Annotated in this window: 12 protein-coding genes; 6 read left to right on the forward strand and 6 right to left on the reverse strand. The window is 62.6% G+C overall.

Annotation, left to right across the window (positions count from 1 at the left end; genetic code table 11):
• From ACSFBF_RS13080 to gcl, 3 genes are read right to left on the reverse strand one after another with little or no spacing between them, the layout of a single operon-like run.
• Positions 1-909: a 2-hydroxy-3-oxopropionate reductase gene (locus tag ACSFBF_RS13080; RefSeq protein WP_093058145.1), complete on the reverse strand. Its 909-nt coding sequence runs from the start codon at positions 907-909 to the stop codon at positions 1-3.
• Positions 910-951: 42 nt separating this feature from the next.
• Positions 952-1,737, reverse strand: a complete 786-nt coding sequence (gene hyi, locus ACSFBF_RS13085; RefSeq protein WP_435467540.1) for a hydroxypyruvate isomerase — start codon at positions 1,735-1,737, stop codon at positions 952-954.
• Between the two features lie 22 nt (positions 1,738-1,759).
• Positions 1,760-3,550 carry a glyoxylate carboligase gene (gene gcl / locus ACSFBF_RS13090; protein WP_435461264.1) on the reverse strand — a complete coding sequence of 597 codons (1,791 nt, stop codon included), beginning with the start codon at positions 3,548-3,550 and terminating at the stop codon, positions 1,760-1,762.
• Between the two features lie 110 nt (positions 3,551-3,660).
• Between gcl and ACSFBF_RS13095 the strand changes: the two genes are divergently transcribed.
• Complete coding sequence (locus ACSFBF_RS13095; RefSeq protein ID WP_125947051.1) at positions 3,661-4,563, forward strand: LysR family transcriptional regulator; 903 nt, start codon at positions 3,661-3,663, stop codon at positions 4,561-4,563.
• Positions 4,564-4,569: 6 nt separating this feature from the next.
• Here ACSFBF_RS13095 and ACSFBF_RS13100 read toward each other — a convergent pair whose 3' ends face one another.
• From ACSFBF_RS13100 to ACSFBF_RS13110, 3 genes are all read right to left on the reverse strand, one after another.
• Positions 4,570-6,066: a carotenoid oxygenase family protein gene (locus tag ACSFBF_RS13100; RefSeq protein WP_435467543.1), complete on the reverse strand. Its 1,497-nt coding sequence runs from the start codon at positions 6,064-6,066 to the stop codon at positions 4,570-4,572.
• Positions 6,067-6,079: 13 nt separating this feature from the next.
• Entirely contained in the window at positions 6,080-6,517 is a 438-nt protein-coding gene (locus ACSFBF_RS13105) for a DUF2141 domain-containing protein (protein WP_435467545.1), read from the reverse strand.
• Between the two features lie 138 nt (positions 6,518-6,655).
• The gene (locus ACSFBF_RS13110) at positions 6,656-7,762 is read right to left on the reverse strand and encodes an AI-2E family transporter (protein ID WP_435467547.1); all 1,107 of its coding nucleotides are present in this window, start codon (positions 7,760-7,762) and stop codon (positions 6,656-6,658) included.
• A gap of 373 nt (positions 7,763-8,135) precedes the next feature.
• On the opposite strand from ACSFBF_RS13110, the gene ACSFBF_RS13115 reads away from it, so the two are divergent.
• The 5 genes from ACSFBF_RS13115 to ACSFBF_RS13135 all read left to right on the forward strand — a co-directional run bounded on the left by ACSFBF_RS13115 (position 8,136) and on the right by ACSFBF_RS13135 (position 14,787).
• Complete coding sequence (locus ACSFBF_RS13115; RefSeq protein WP_435467549.1) at positions 8,136-13,013, forward strand: RHS repeat-associated core domain-containing protein; 4,878 nt, start codon at positions 8,136-8,138, stop codon at positions 13,011-13,013.
• 6 nt (positions 13,014-13,019) lie between these two features.
• The gene (locus ACSFBF_RS13120; protein ID WP_435467551.1) at positions 13,020-13,355 is read left to right on the forward strand and encodes a hypothetical protein; all 336 of its coding nucleotides are present in this window, start codon (positions 13,020-13,022) and stop codon (positions 13,353-13,355) included.
• A gap of 115 nt (positions 13,356-13,470) precedes the next feature.
• Entirely contained in the window at positions 13,471-13,662 is a 192-nt protein-coding gene (locus ACSFBF_RS13125) for a hypothetical protein (protein WP_435467553.1), read from the forward strand.
• A gap of 233 nt (positions 13,663-13,895) precedes the next feature.
• Positions 13,896-14,036 (forward strand): hypothetical protein, encoded by a 141-nt coding sequence (locus ACSFBF_RS13130; RefSeq protein ID WP_435467555.1) that lies wholly within the window; start codon positions 13,896-13,898, stop codon positions 14,034-14,036.
• A gap of 355 nt (positions 14,037-14,391) precedes the next feature.
• Complete coding sequence (locus ACSFBF_RS13135) at positions 14,392-14,787, forward strand: hypothetical protein (protein ID WP_435467557.1); 396 nt, start codon at positions 14,392-14,394, stop codon at positions 14,785-14,787.
• Positions 14,788-14,817: the final 30 nt, after the last annotated feature.

Raw genomic sequence — 14,817 nt, forward strand, 5'->3', positions numbered from 1 at the left:
TCAGTCGGGAGTGACGGTGTGCTGGGCGAGCGCTTCCAAAGCCCGCACCAGCGCCGAGTGGTCCAGCTGACCGTAGCCCAGCGCCGCGCAGGCATTCATCAGCTGCGCCGCCCCAGCCGTCTGCGGCAGCGCCACGCCCAGCGAGCGTGCACTCTGCATCGCGAGGTTCAAATCCTTCTGGTGCAGCGCGATGCGGAAGCCCGGCGCGAAGGTGCGCTTGATCATCCGCTCGCCATGCACTTCGAGAATGCGCGAGCTGGCAAAGCCGCCCATCAGCGCCTGGCGCACCTTGGCCGGATCGGCGCCGGCCTTTGATGCGAACACCAGCGCCTCGCCCACGGCCGCGATGTTTAGCGCCACGATGATCTGGTTGGCCACCTTGCAGACTTGGCCGTCGCCCGCGCCGCCCACCAACGTCACGTTCTTGCCCATCTTGTCGAGCAGCGGCTTCACGCGCTCGAAGGTGCCTTCGTCGCCGCCGCACATGATCGTGAGGCTGGCAGCCTTGGCACCCACTTCGCCGCCGGAGACCGGCGCATCGATGTAGCCGGCGCCGAGCGCGATGATGCGCTTGGCAAAGCCCTTGGTGGCAATCGGGTCGATGGAGCTGCAGTCCACTACGATCTTGCCGCGCGAATCCTTCAGGCCTTCGGCCACGCCCTGCGTGCCCGGCTCGCCGAACAGCACCTTCTCGACGTCGGGCGTGTCCGGCACCATGATGAAGATGATGTCGGCCTGGCGCGCCACCTCGGCGGCCGAGGCGCAGATAGTGGCCTTCGAGATGAAAGGCTCGGGCGTGTTGCCCTGCGTGTTCACGAAGAGCTGGTGGCCTGCGTCGAGCAGGTGGCCCGCCATGGGCGCGCCCATGATGCCGAGGCCGATGAATCCGATTTTTTGTTGGGTCGTCATGTCTCTGGTTTCCTTATCCGATGTTCGCGAGATTCGCGATGTTCATTGCTTCTGCGTGAGCGCCTGGCGCCAGCCGAGGCCTTCCACGGTGGTGGCGCGAGGCTTGTATTCGCAGCCGATCCAGCCGTCGTAGCCGATCGAATCGATGTGCCTGAAAAGCCACGGGTAGTTGATCTCGCCCGTGCCCGGCTCGCCGCGGCCCGGGTTGTCGGCCAGCTGGATGTGGCCTATCTGCGCGAGGTGCTTCGTGAGCGTGTTGCCCAGCTCGCCTTCCATGCGCTGCGCGTGATAGATGTCGTACTGCACGCGCAGGTTGGCCGAGCCGACCTCTTCGATCAGCACCAGCGCCTGCTCGGTGCGCGTGAGAAAGAAGCCCGGAATGTCGAAGGTGTTGATGGGCTCGATCAGCAGGCGCAGGCCCGCCGCTTCGAGTTCGCGCGCGGCAAGGCGAAGGTTGTCCACCACCGTCTTGTGCGCAAGCTCCCTGCTCACGCCGGCAGGCACCTTGCCGACGAGGCAGTTGACCTGCGGGCAGCCGAGCGCCGTTGCGTAGTCGATCGCCACGCCGATGCCTTCGGCGAACTCGCCCGTGCGGTCGGGGTGGCAGGCAATGCCGCGCTCGCCCTTGTCCCAGTCGCCGGCCGGCAGGTTGTGCAGTACCTGCTGCAGGCCGTTGTCGCGCAGGGCGGCGGCAAGTTCCTTCTTCTCGAAGGGGTAGGGGAATAGATATTCGACCCCCTTGAAGCCCGCCTTGGCGGCGGCCTCGAAGCGCTGCATGAAGGGCAGCTCGGTGAAGAGCATCGTGAGATTGGCTGCGAACTTGGGCATGTCGTTTTTCTTTCTTGCAGTCTCAATCCAGCATGGCCGCAACAGCGGTCGGCGCATCGGCGATGGTCTCGGCCAGCGGCTCGAACTCGGTGATGTTGTCGATCTCGGTGCCCATCGCGATGTTGGTCACGCGCTCGAGCATCACTTCGATCACCACCGGCACGCTGAACTCCGACATCAGCGCTTCGGCGCGGCGGATGGCCGGTGCGATCTCTTCCTGCTTGTTCACGCGGATCGCCTTGCAACCCAGGCCCTCGACCACTTTCAGATGGTCCACGCCGTAGCTGCTCTCGATGCCTGCGTCGGGGCCCGCGTTGATGTTGTCGAAGGCGAGCTGCACGCAGTAGTCCATCTCGAAGCCGCGCTGTGCCTGGCGGATCAGGCCGAGGTAGGAGTTGTTGACCACGATGTGGATGTACGGCAGCTTGAACTGCGCGCCCACGGCCAACTCTTCGATCATGAACTGGAAGTCGTAGTCGCCCGAGAGCGCGACGATCTTGCGCGTCGGGTCGGCGGCGCGCACGCCCAGCGCGGCGGGAATGGTCCAGCCCAGCGGGCCGGCCTGGCCGCAGTTGATCCAGTGGCGCGGGTTGTACACGTGCAAAAACTGCGCGGCCGCGATCTGCGAGAGCCCGATGGTGCTCACGTAGCAGGTGTCGTTGCTGAAGTTGTTGTTCATGCACTGGTACACGCGCTGCGGCTTCATCGGCACGTCGTCGAAGTTGGTCTTGCGCAGCATCGTCTTCTTGCGCTCGATGCATTGCTTGGCCCAGCCGCGGCGGTCGGGCAGGCGGCCTGAAGCCTTCATTTCCTCGGCCACTTCGACGAAGAGTTCGAGCGCGGCCTTGGCGTCCGAGACGATGCCGAAGTCAGGCGTGAACACGCGGCCGATCTGCGTGGGTTCGATGTCGACGTGCACGAAGGTGCGGCCCTTGGTGTAGACGTCGACCGAGCCCGTGTGGCGGTTGGCCCAGCGGTTGCCGATGCCGAGTACGAAGTCGCTCGCCAGCATCGTTGCGTTGCCGTAGCGGTGGCTGGTCTGCAGGCCGCACATGCCGGCCATCAGCGGATGGTCGTCGGGAATCGCGCCCCAGCCCATCAGCGTGGGAATCACCGGCACGCCGGTGGCTTCTGCAAAGCGCACCAGCAGGTCGGCCGCATCGGCGTTGATGACGCCGCCGCCGGCCACGATCAGCGGGCGCTCGGCCGCATTCAGCATGCCGATGGCCTTTTCGATCTGGGCGCGCGTGGCGGCCGGCTTGTAGGGCTTGAGCGGCTCGTAGCTGTCGATGTCGAACTCGATCTGCGCCATCTGCACGTCGAAAGGCAGGTCGATCAGCACCGGGCCCGGGCGGCCCGAGCGCATCAGGTGGAAGGCCTGCTGGAACACCTGCGGCACCTGGCCCGGCTCACGCACCGTGACCGACCACTTGGTGACGGGCTTGGAGATCGACTCGATGTCGACCGCCTGGAAGTCTTCCTTGTAGAGCCGCGCGCGCGGCGCCTGGCCGGTGATGCAGAGAATGGGGATCGAATCGGCCCAGGCCGAGTACAGGCCCGTGATCATGTCCGTGCCCGCCGGGCCCGAGGTGCCGATGCACACGCCGATGTTGCCCGCAATGGCACGGGTGTAGCCCTCGGCCATGTGCGAGGCGCCCTCGACGTGGCGCGCAAGAATGTGCGAGATGCTGCCGCGCTGGCGCAGTGCCGAATACATCGGGTTGATTGCCGCGCCCGGCACGCCGAAGGCCTGCGTCACGCCTTCTTTTTCCATCACCAGAACCGCGGCTTGCACCGCTGTCATCTTTGCCATTTGAGTCTCCTTGAGGTAGTCCCACTGTAGGAAGCGGGGGGCATTCGAAGAAGACGGCTGGGGACCATAAAACCTATTCCATGGCGGAATAACTGGCTACGATCCGGCCCATGGACAGATTGTTGGCAATGGAAATGTTCGTGCGCGTGGTCGAGACAGGCAGCTTCTCGAAAGCGGCGCGCGAGTTCAACACCACGCAGCCCACCGTGACCAAGCAGATCGCGGCCACCGAAGAGCGGCTGAAGGTGCGGCTGCTCAACCGCAACACGCGCGGCGTGAGCCTCACCGAACCGGGCGCGCTGTATTACGAGAAGTGCAAGACCATCGTGCGCGAGGCCGAGGAGGCCGACAGCATCGTGCAGCTGCGGCAGACCCAGGCGCAGGGGCTGCTGCGCGTGGGCACCTCGGTGGCGTTCGGGCGGCGCGTGGTGGTGCCGCTGGCGCTGGAATACATGCGCCGGCATCCGCAGGTGCAGCTGGACCTGAGCTTCGAAGACCGCTACGTGGACCTGATCGCGCAGGGCATCGACGTGGCGATCCGCATGGGCAAGCTGGCGGATTCGTCGCTGGGGGCGCGCTACCTGGGCGTGAATCCGTGGGCGATGGTCGCGTCACCGGCCTACCTGAAGAAGCACGGCACGCCCAAGCGCGCGCAAGACCTGAGCGCGCACGTGGCGCTCATCTACAGCAGCGTGGTGGGCGATGAGTTCTGGCGCATGCACACGCCCAGGGGCGAGCCGGTGACGGTGCCCGTGTCGGGCCGCTTCCGCTCGAACAACCTCTCTGCCGTGCTGGCGGCGGCGCGCGACGGGCTGGGCATTGCGTTGATGCCGCGCTACGTGGCCAGCGACTCGCTGGCCGCGGGCAAGGTGCGCGAAGTGCTCGGCGACCACGCGCTGCCCGAGCAAGAGATCCACGCCGTCTTTCCCTCGCCCAAGCTGGTGCCGGGCAAGGTGTCGGGCTTCGTGGCCTTCCTGCAGGGGCGCTTCGACGAAGGCTGGTGGGCGGCCTGAGCTTCTTCAGGCCGACATGAAGGCGCCGTGCAGGCCGAGCGGCAACGCATAAGGCAGTGTGGCCTGCGCTACCGGTCCCGCAGCCAGGTTGTCGGCTGAGAAGCACGACAGCACCGTCTTCTGCCGCCCGAAGTCGAGCACCGTGCCCAGCACCCAGCCCGGCTTGGAGCCGTCCGGCACGAACACGTGTTCTTCCACCATGGTCTGCGCGCCGTAGCTGAAGCGTTGGCTGCGGCCGGTCTCGACGTTTGTGCGCGCGATCGAGCCGAAGCCCGGCAGATCGGGCCGGATCTGCGTGGCATGAACCACGTTGCGGTGGCGCATGCCCACGCGGCGTGGATCGATGCGCGGGAACTCGGCCTCCAGCGGCAGCGCCTGTTGCGTGGCCTCTCCAGTGCCGAGATTCAGCGTGGCGACGGTCAGGTGTGGAAGGGTGCTTCTCACAACGCGTGCACGCATCACTTCGCGGTTGCTCGTGAACACCGAGTCGGCGTTGTCCGAACGCACGTAGTCGATGTGAATGCGCGTGCCGCGCGGCGTGTCTTCCTCCCAGGCATTGCCAACGTGGAACAGGAAGCCAGCCGGCAGCGCGAGCATCTGGCGCTTTTCCCAGTTCTGCTTGTCGACGACCAGCGCGCGCATGCCGAGTTCGGGTCGCCAGACGTGGGCGTCGAGAAAGCTCGCGCCGGCCTCTTTGCGCTTGCCGTCGTAGACCAGCGGCGGCATCAGGAACACCAGGTGCCGCTCTGTCACGGCGAAGTCGTGGACCATCGGCATGTCGGCCACCGGCACCACGGTCGCGCGCCGTAGCGTGCCTTCGGGCGCGATCTCGTACAGCGCCAGCAGGCCCTGGCCGGAGCTCACGCCGAAGTTCCACACCGTGCCGTCCGGGTCGACCTTTGGATGGGCCGAGAACGGCATGCCCGCGAGGTCGGCGCGCCAGGTCTTCACGCCCAGAGTGTCCAGCGTGCGCGCATCGATGCGCGTGGCCGAGCCGCCTTCCCACAGCGCCAGCACCTCGCCGCGCATCGGCAGCACGCTGGTGTTGGCGACGTTGATGCTGTCGGCCGAGGTCGGCGGCTCCACGCCCGGCGGCATGGTGCCGAAGGCTTCCAACAGGTGGCGGCCGGCCTTCACCTCGGCCACGCGCTTGGGCGTGGCGACATAGCGGCCCTGGTGCCGCACATCGGCGCCGTCGATCGCGAAGCTGTGCACCATGCCGTCGCCGTCGAACCAGTGGTGGTAGCGCTCGCCGCCCAGGTCGTGGCCGGCCGGGCCGATGCGGAACAGCGTGCCGGCGACGGCATCGGGGAAGCGCCCGCGCACCGTGGCGCGGGTCAGCGGCAGGTCGCCCGGGGGCGTGGTGAAGCCGGTCTTCCAGGGGGCGCTGGCGGCTTCGAACTGGGCTTGCCAGTCGTCTGTGCCGGCTGCGCGGGCCAGCGGTGCCAGCAGGGGCAGGGCGCTGGCCGAGGCCAGCAGGCGCAGGAGTTCGCGTCGTTCCATGGCGGTTTGCTCCTCAGTGCAGGTGAATGACGGTCTGCAGGTCGGCGTCGACGCTGATCGCCGCGGCCTCGAAGGTGGGCGGGGCGCGGTTGCCCTTGGCGTCGTTCGAGAAGCCGTAGCGCTCGGTCGGCATGCCCATGAGGTTGGTGTCGAGCTTGCCGTTGCCGTTTTCGTCGGCAAACACCCGCAGCGCGTAGCGCCCCGGCGCCAGTCCCGCGAACACGAGCCGGGCCTTGCCTTCGCGCATCGGCGCGGTCTGCGAGGCTACGGCCTTGCTGTCGGCGTAGCCGGCTGCGTCGTTGTACAGCGCGACGTAGAGCGTGGCTTCGGCGGCGGGGCCGTCTGCGACGCTCAGGCTCAGGTCGGCGGCAAGGGCACCGAACGGCGCGAGGGCCGCGGCAGTGCACAGGGCGCGCACGACCGGGCGGGACAGGAGGGCGGGAAGTTGCATGGCAGGCCTCGTTGGAAGTTGGAGGCCCGACGATCTCGCAGGCTGGGCGCGGTGCCCAGCGGCATGTGACGAAACGCAGGTTTGCGCGCGTGAAATGCGCGCGGGCGGGGACAGAACGGGCCGGTGCCCTTGCCTGCCTCAGCCCTTTTTCTTGTCTACGGCACTTTCCGCGCCTTCAGCCGCCTCGTGGCCGTTGCCCACGTGCCCCGAATCGGCGAACAGGCTCCATGCGGCCATGAACAGCGCCGCGATCACAGGCCCGATCACGAAGCCGTTGATGCCGAAAATCGCCATGCCGCCGATGGTCGACATCAGCACGATGTAGTCGGGCATCTGCGTGTCCTTGCCCACCAGCACGGGGCGCAGGATGTTGTCGACCAGGCCGATCACGAACACGCCCACGAAGATCAGCACGCCGCCCTGCCAGAAATGCCCCGTGGCCAGGAAATAGATGGCCACCGGCCCCCAGATCAGCGCCGCGCCCACCGCGGGCAGCAGCGACAGGAAGGCCATCAGCACCGCCCAGAGCAGCGCGCCCTGCACGCCGAGAAACCAGAAGGCCAGCCCGCCGATGGTGCCCTGCGCAATGGCCACCGCCACGTTGCCCTTCACGGTGGCGCGGATCACGGTGGTGAACTTGTTGAGCAGGTAGTGCGTGTGCGGCTTGGCCAGCGGCACGGCATCGCGCATCGTCTTCGACAGCGCCGCGCCGTCGCGCACCAGGAAGTACAACAGATACAGCATCACGAAGAAGCTGACGATGAAATCGAAGGTGTTCTGGCCGATGGCGAGCGCCTGGCTCGCGATGATCTGGCTGGCCTGCCCGGCAGCCGCCGAGATGCGCGCCTGCCAGGCTGCCATGTCGCCGAGATTGAAGCGCTCCACCAGGTTCAGCAGCCATTGCGGCGAGGCATCGAGGATCTGCTGGAAGTAGGCCGCGAAGTTGATCTGCCCCGAGCGGATGTTCTGCGTGACCAGCGCGATCTCTTGCACCAGCGACACGCCCACCATGGCTAGCGGCAGGATCACGATGAACAGGCATATGGCCAGCGTCGACAGAGCCGCGGCATTGGGCTTGCCGCGCATCTTCTTCAGCAGCCACTTGTAGAGCGGCGTGAAAAGAATCGCCAGCGCCACGCCCCACAGCACCGCGCCGAAGAACGGCATCAGCACCCAGAGGAAGGCGGCAGTCACGGCGGCGAGAAGGGCGAGGAACACGCCGCGCTGGAGTTGGGGTGAGTTCATAGTTGTCTCGGACTGTAGCCGAGCGCAGCGGCGGCGGGAGCCGTTCGCCGGTTGTGTCTCACTCGATCGATTGAGGGGCCGCCCTTTTTTGCGTTGCGTATATCGAGATAAATCACGCACCAGAGGCCGTTCGTTTATTTAGATACCCGTATTTGCGCCTGATCGCTTTCTAGAATGATTTGCGGGAAGTGAAAGAGGAGGTGGGCGTGAAGCTCAATTTGCAATCGATATTCGTATAGAGCGAATTAGCGAATTGCCTTTAGGCGGTTTGTCGTATCTGCATGCACTGATTCGGCAATGACCCGGCGCGGCCAAGCCTTCTCTTTTCAATTGATTTTCACAACAGAACAGACGCAGTCAGGGAGACTGGACAATGGGACCAGACACGCCGCAGCAGCCACCATCGAGCACACACCAAGGCCAGCCTGCACCGACATCGACCGCCGAGCGCGAGCCTCAGACGGCTGTCGCTCCGCTGAACACCATCGCCAAGGAAGATATCGCCGCCGCGAGCAAGGTGGTGGACGAGTGGCTACGTTCCTTCACCGGCGGCTACGTCACGCTCGATCGGCTGACCACGGTGCTGGGCAGCATCCCCATCGTGGGCAACATCATGGCGCTGGTGGATGTGTTTCTCGACATCGTCACCATCCTCGAGAAGAGGTCGACCGATGCCGTCACAAGGTTCCTGAACTGGGCCAGCCTGGGCATCAATCTCATCGGCCTGATTCCTGCGCCGCCCACCATGGCCGCAGCGCGCATGAGCCTGCGGCCCACGCTGCATCTGGTCAAGCAAGAGCTCATGCATGGGGCCAGGAATCTTGGCGAGACCATCGTCACCACGCTGGTGGGACATCTGAATGCATCCATCGTCGGTGAACTTGAGACCTTCATCGACGGGGCCATCGCCAGGCTCTCGGGCATTCTGGAAGACTGCGCAAGGCTCTCCGACAGCATCCTGGACAACCTGATCGGCATCCTTCAGCGCGTTCTCGGCGGGCAAGACCTCTTCACCATCGCCAAGCCGGGTGCCGCGGAAACCAACGACTACGACCCCAAGACCCAAAGCACATGGAGCGGCATGTGGCGCCGGGCGGTGAAGTACTCCGAGGGCACGGCCAAGCGAGCCGCCAACTACGCCGCCAGGAAGGCAGCCGGCTACCTGCCTGAAAGCGTCAGGGTCAAGGTCAACGAGGTGATCGCGAGTCTGAGCACCTTGAAGGTGGACTTTCGCAAGCAACTGACGGACCTCGCCAGCCAGGAACTGGAGGGCAGCATCATGTGGCTGCTGCGCAAGCTGCTGGCGGCCATTGCGCAGCGGAAGAGCCCGCGCGCGGCAATCGTGTCGCCAGGTGCCGGTGCCGAAGCAAAAAAAAACAGGGCCGACACCCGGGTCGAGCACCTCCGTGTGCAGGCTCCTGTCAACGGCGACCCCGGTTGCAAGAACTGTCCGGTTTCCGGTGCACCGGTGCCCTCGGCAAGCAAGTTCGCCATCAGCCTTGCGACCGGCTGTGAAAGCTTCACTCACGTCGACTTCACGCTGGCTGCGCCGTTGCCCATCACCTGGGCGCGCACCTACCGCAGCAATCTTGGCGCTTTCGATCAGGGCAGCCTCGGCGCGAGATGGCTCACGCCCTACAGCACTCGCGTGGACATCGCCACGCCGGCCCAAGGTCCGCGAGCCGGCCAGCTCAGCCTGATCTATCACGGCGCGGACGGCCGCAGTCATGCCTACCCGCTGCTGGCCGTGGGCCAGGGCCATCGCGATGCCATCGAAGAAGTGACGCTCACACGTCTGAGCGAGACGCTGTTGACCGTGGATTTCGGCAAGCCCGTATCGGCCGGCGAGGCCAGCGACTGGCGCGAGGTCTACGAACTCGTGAATACCGTGGCTCGCAAGGTTTCGACCCAGAGCAGGCAGCGCTTTCGTCTCGTCGCGCTGCATGCCGGCAAAGAAGCCGTCATCGGCTTGCGCTACGACCACGTGATTGCAGCCACAGGCGAGCAGGTTCTGAGCGACATCATCAGCAAGCAAGGTGGGCTCACGATTGCCCATGTCGGCACGCGCCCCGATGCGCAAAGCGGATTGATCACCAGCCTGTGGGAGATCAAGGGCGGCCAGGTCGTGCGCCAACTCGCCGCCTATGTTCACGATGCCGAAGGCGACCTCGTCTCGGCCCAGGACGAAAACGGCGAGAGCTGGAGCTACAGCTACAGCCATCACCTCGTGACCCGTTACACCGACCGCACCGGCCGCGGCATGAACCTCGAATACAACGGCACCGGCGCCGAGGCAAAGGCCGTGCGCGAGTGGAGTGATGACGGGAGCTTTGCCCTCAAGCTGGAGTGGGACAGGAACATCCGGTTGACCTATGCGACCGACGCGCTTGGCGGCGAGACCTGGTACTACTACGACATCCTCGGCTACACCTACCGGATCGTCCATCCAGACAAGCGCCAGGAGTGGCTCTTCCGCGATGAAGCAAAGAACATCACTCGCCATGTTCATACCGATGGCAGCACGGACGACTTCAGCTACGACGCCGACGGCAACCTGCGGACCCACACCCGGGCTGACGGCAGCCAGGTGCACTTTGCGCACGACAAGCGCGGGCGCATGACGGGACTGCGCGACGCCGAGGGTGGTGTCTGGAAGCGCGACTACGACGCCGACGGCAACCTCGTCGAAGAGATCGACCCGCTGGGGCACAAGACCGAATACGCCTACGACAAGGCCGGCCGGCCGTTGCGAATTACCGATTTGAAGGGCGGCGTCAAGACGCTGGCCTACACGTACGCTGGTCAACTTGCCAGCCACACCGATTGCTCGGGCAAGACCACTCGATGGGAATACGACGAGCAGGGGCGCTTGGTCAAAGCGACCGATGCAATGGGCCAGAGCACCCGCTATCGCTACACCGGGGCGAACGGACAGCGGCAGGCCACGACCGCGACGAACGCCAGCCGTCCAGGCCAGCTCGAGGAAATCACCCTGCCCGACAACACCAGCGAGTATTTCGTGCACGACGCTGAGGGACGCCTGCTCGCGCACTCCGATGCGCTGGGGCGCAGGACGAGCTACGACTACACGCGCTCCGGCCTCGTGTCCGAGCGCACCGACGCGGCAGGCCACACGCTCAAGTACCGCTGGGATCTGCTTGGACGCCTGAGCGAACTGCACAACGAGAACCGCAGTCGCTACAGCTTCCGCTATGACCCGGTGGGTCGGTTGCTGGAAGAAACCGGCTTCGACCGCAAGATCACACGGTATCGCTATGAAGAGTCCACCGGGGTGCTGTCGGAAGTAGTCGAGGGCGAGCACACCACGCTGCTGCAATTCGATCCGATCGGTCGCCTGAGCGAGCGCCAGGCCGGCGGCGACGCCGAAAGCTTTGCCTACGACCGCAACGGCCGATTGATCGAAGCCAGGAACAGCGATGCGAAGCTGCAATGGTTCTATGACCCCGCGGGCAACCTGACGCGCGAGCATCAGCTCTACGTGGAGGGCGCACGCACCGCGGTCTGGCAACACCGCTACGACGAACTCAACCAGCGCATTGCAACCATTCGCCCCGATGGTCACGTGACCCAGTGGCTCACCTATGGCTTGGGCCACGTGCACGGATTGCTCATCGACGGGCAAGACATCCTGGGCTTCGAGCGCGACAACCTGCACCGCGAGATTGCGCGCGAGCAGGCCAACGGGCTCATACAGAAACAGAACTACGACCCGGCCGGCCGATTGCTGGAGCAGCAAATCTCCCAGACCAGACGTGGCGCGCTCGAACCCACCGGCATCCGTCGCAGCTACCAATACGACAAGGCCGGCCAGTTGATCGCCATCGGCGACAGCCGGCGCGGCAACCTGAGCTATCGCTATGACCCGGTAGGGCGACTGCTCGAAGCCAACAGCCGGCTGGGGCGCGAGACCTTCGCGTTCGATCCAGCGGGCAACATCGGCAGTCCGTCCGAAGTCGGCACCGACGTGCAGGCAACTGGGCGCATCACCAACCGCGTGGCCGTTCGCCTCGACGGTGAAGGCCGCAGCATTGCCGGCAGGCTGATGGACAACCTGTTGAAGGACTATGCAGGCACCCACTACAGATGGGACGAGCGCGGCAACCTGACTGAGCGCAGCCGCAACGGAGAAAAGACCACCTTCACGTGGGATGGCTATAACCGCATGCGCAGTGCCGAGACCTTCGGCGAGACCACGCACTTTAGCTACGACGCTCTGGGAAGGCGCATCACCAAGCGGACGTCACACGCTACGACCTTGTTCGGGTGGGATGGGGATACGCTGGCGTTCGAGAGCACCCAGAGTACCGAAGGGCAGCAGGAGCGGGCCTGGCGCGGCGACAGCGTGCACTACATCCACGAACCTGGCTCGTTCGTGCCGCTGGTGCAGATCAGGCAGGCGCAAGCCGTCGCATTGAGCGAGACCACGGATGTGAAGGCGCTGATCGTGGCCAATGGCGGGCACTACGACATCGAGCAGGATCCGTTGTGGAACGGAGAACAGAGCCGAACACCTGCGCCCTTCCGCAAGGAAGAGATCGCGTTCTATCAATGCGATCACCTGGGTACGCCGCAGGAGCTGACGGATCATGAGGGGCGGATCGCCTGGTCGGCCAGCTACAAGGCTTGGGGTGAGGCAAAGCAGGCGATCAGCGAAGCAGGTCGGAAGGCGGGGTTCAGGAATCCGATTCGGTTCCAGGGGCAGTACTTTGACGACGAGACGGGGCTGCACTACAACAGGTATCGGTATTACGACCCGGCGAATGGGCGGTTCGTATCGAAAGATCCAATTGGTCTCTCCGGCGGCATCAATTTGCATACGTATGCCCCCAGTTCAATCGGATGGATTGATCCACTGGGGCTAAGCGGATTTCAACCTAAACCACTTAAAACCGGAAGCGTTTATAGAGGTGCCTCTGGAACTTCCGATAGCATGACTCCGCGTCCAGGGGTAGATGATGTTAGAAAAGGAAGTGGCCCGCCTGGGCTTTCTGCTGCTACAAGTATTGACGGATTGGATTCTGGAAAATATGTCGAATTAGACGTTGCACATGCGTGCTCTTGCGGGTTGGATGTAATACACGACAAATCTGATGGGCATGTCACCATACGGCCGGCAAATGATCCAACTGATGAAAAACTCAAATCCTGGTCAGCTACTCGCGGCACTGGGAAACCACATTTATATACAGAAGGTCTGCTCGGAGGCATTCGATCAAAAGGCAAAAAGTAACCGCACATGAAGCATTTTTTGGAAAAATATCTCAAGGAAATAGAGGTGCGCCTCCTGAGTGCAGGCAACGTGACGAGAGTCAACTCTGGAGTGAATGACAATGGAAGAGTGTTTTATGGTTACGCAAGTTTTTATCCGCAGGAACTTGATTTGACAATTCAACTAAGCGAGCACGAAAAAGGAGATTATCTCGTTGTAGCGGAAATAATGAATCAAGAAGGACAAGAGGATGAGGAAATATTCACTTTCGTGAGCGATGAATTTTTTCTCAAGAAAGAATTAAATGCACGTCAGGATGAGCTGATTTTCAGAATTCTTTTGCGCCTAAAGCAAGTTCTTTGAGTGAAAGCTCCAAAAGCTGCGATTGATCACGTGCACGCATATCAACCGGATGAAATAAAAAAGTTGTGGCGCCAGTTGCTGGAAACGCACATTTCCCGACAAAAGAACCATTAAAATGAAAGGACCTATAAAACGCTACACCTCCGCAGATGGCTGTGTTGATGCTTGGATCGAGCAAGACTCATCTATTCAGTTGAAAGCGATATCAAAATTCGGAGATCCAGTTGAGCTTGCGGCCGGTGAAGTTCGCACACTGGCTGAAAACTTAAAAAGGCTAGCCGAACTATTGGATGAAATGGATCAGTAACTCGTTGAGATCGATCGAAACCGTCGGCATTCGACGCAGCTGTTAGTACGACAAGTCTGGCCAGTGGGGATCATTGCCGGGTATCCCGAATTAGGGTTGGGAGGCTCTGATTCATGCGAATCTTTCTCGACTACATCCATGAGATGTACTACTACTTGCTTTCCATGAGCGATGACGACATCGACAATTTCTAAATTAACGACGAGGTTTGTCGCGCCAAGTTGTTTGATGCGATGAAAATCGACTTCGATACTTATGGGCCGGTGAACAAGCAAAGGGTTCTGGAGGCTATTGAGTTCATTCTGTCATCGGGGGACATCAATGGGTATTGGCGCGCCGTGGTGCCGCATGCGGTGCCACTGGATGAGGCTTAAGACAAACCGGGCTACCTGCGTGCGCTGTACGAGAAACTAACGGGGCATCCGCCTCTGCCAAGAGACTTCGTGTTGAATTCCGCCGACCTCTGAGCCGAGGGTCAATTTTCGGCGGCAATCAACAATGCGGCCCCAACTCGACCCAATTCCTTAGCAATGTCGATCAGCTCGATGCGATTCAACGCGGTATGGCGGAGATGAATCGAACGGGAGCTAATAGAGCAACCGTCCCAATGGGACGAGTTGTTGGCGAGGGCTACAGAAAAGGAGGCGGATGCTCAGAAACCACTGGATACGCAACTGTGGTTAGAGGCCCTCAAGGAATTATCACTGCTTACCCAGAACTCGACCCCTGATGAAAAAGAAAATCTTCCCTCGCTACATCCGTGAATTGGATTACTTCCTTCTGGCCATGAGTGATGATGACCTAGATGAGTTTTACATCAACGAAGAGAGTTGTCGTGCCAGATTGTTTGATGCAATGAAAGCAGACTTTGACCGTTTTGGCCCGGTGAGCAAGCAGAGGGTGCTGGAAGCCATCGAGTTCATCTTGTCGTCCGGCCAATTCGAAAAGTTCTGGGGTTACGTGGTTCCGCAATCAGTACCCTTGGACGAAGTCGAAGATAAGCCCGGCTACCTTCGTGCTTTATACGAGAAGCTGTCGGGCCACGCGCCACCCATGTGCGACTTCGACCCTGATGTGGAGCTGGTTTCCACCATCAGCCCGCCTGGCATCGACATACGCGAGTAGTTGGAGGTGCTGCCGCACCAGCGTTGCGAG

This window comes from Variovorax nivicola (assembly GCF_051216475.1).
In the GTDB taxonomy this organism is placed as follows: domain Bacteria; phylum Pseudomonadota; class Gammaproteobacteria; order Burkholderiales; family Burkholderiaceae_C; genus Variovorax.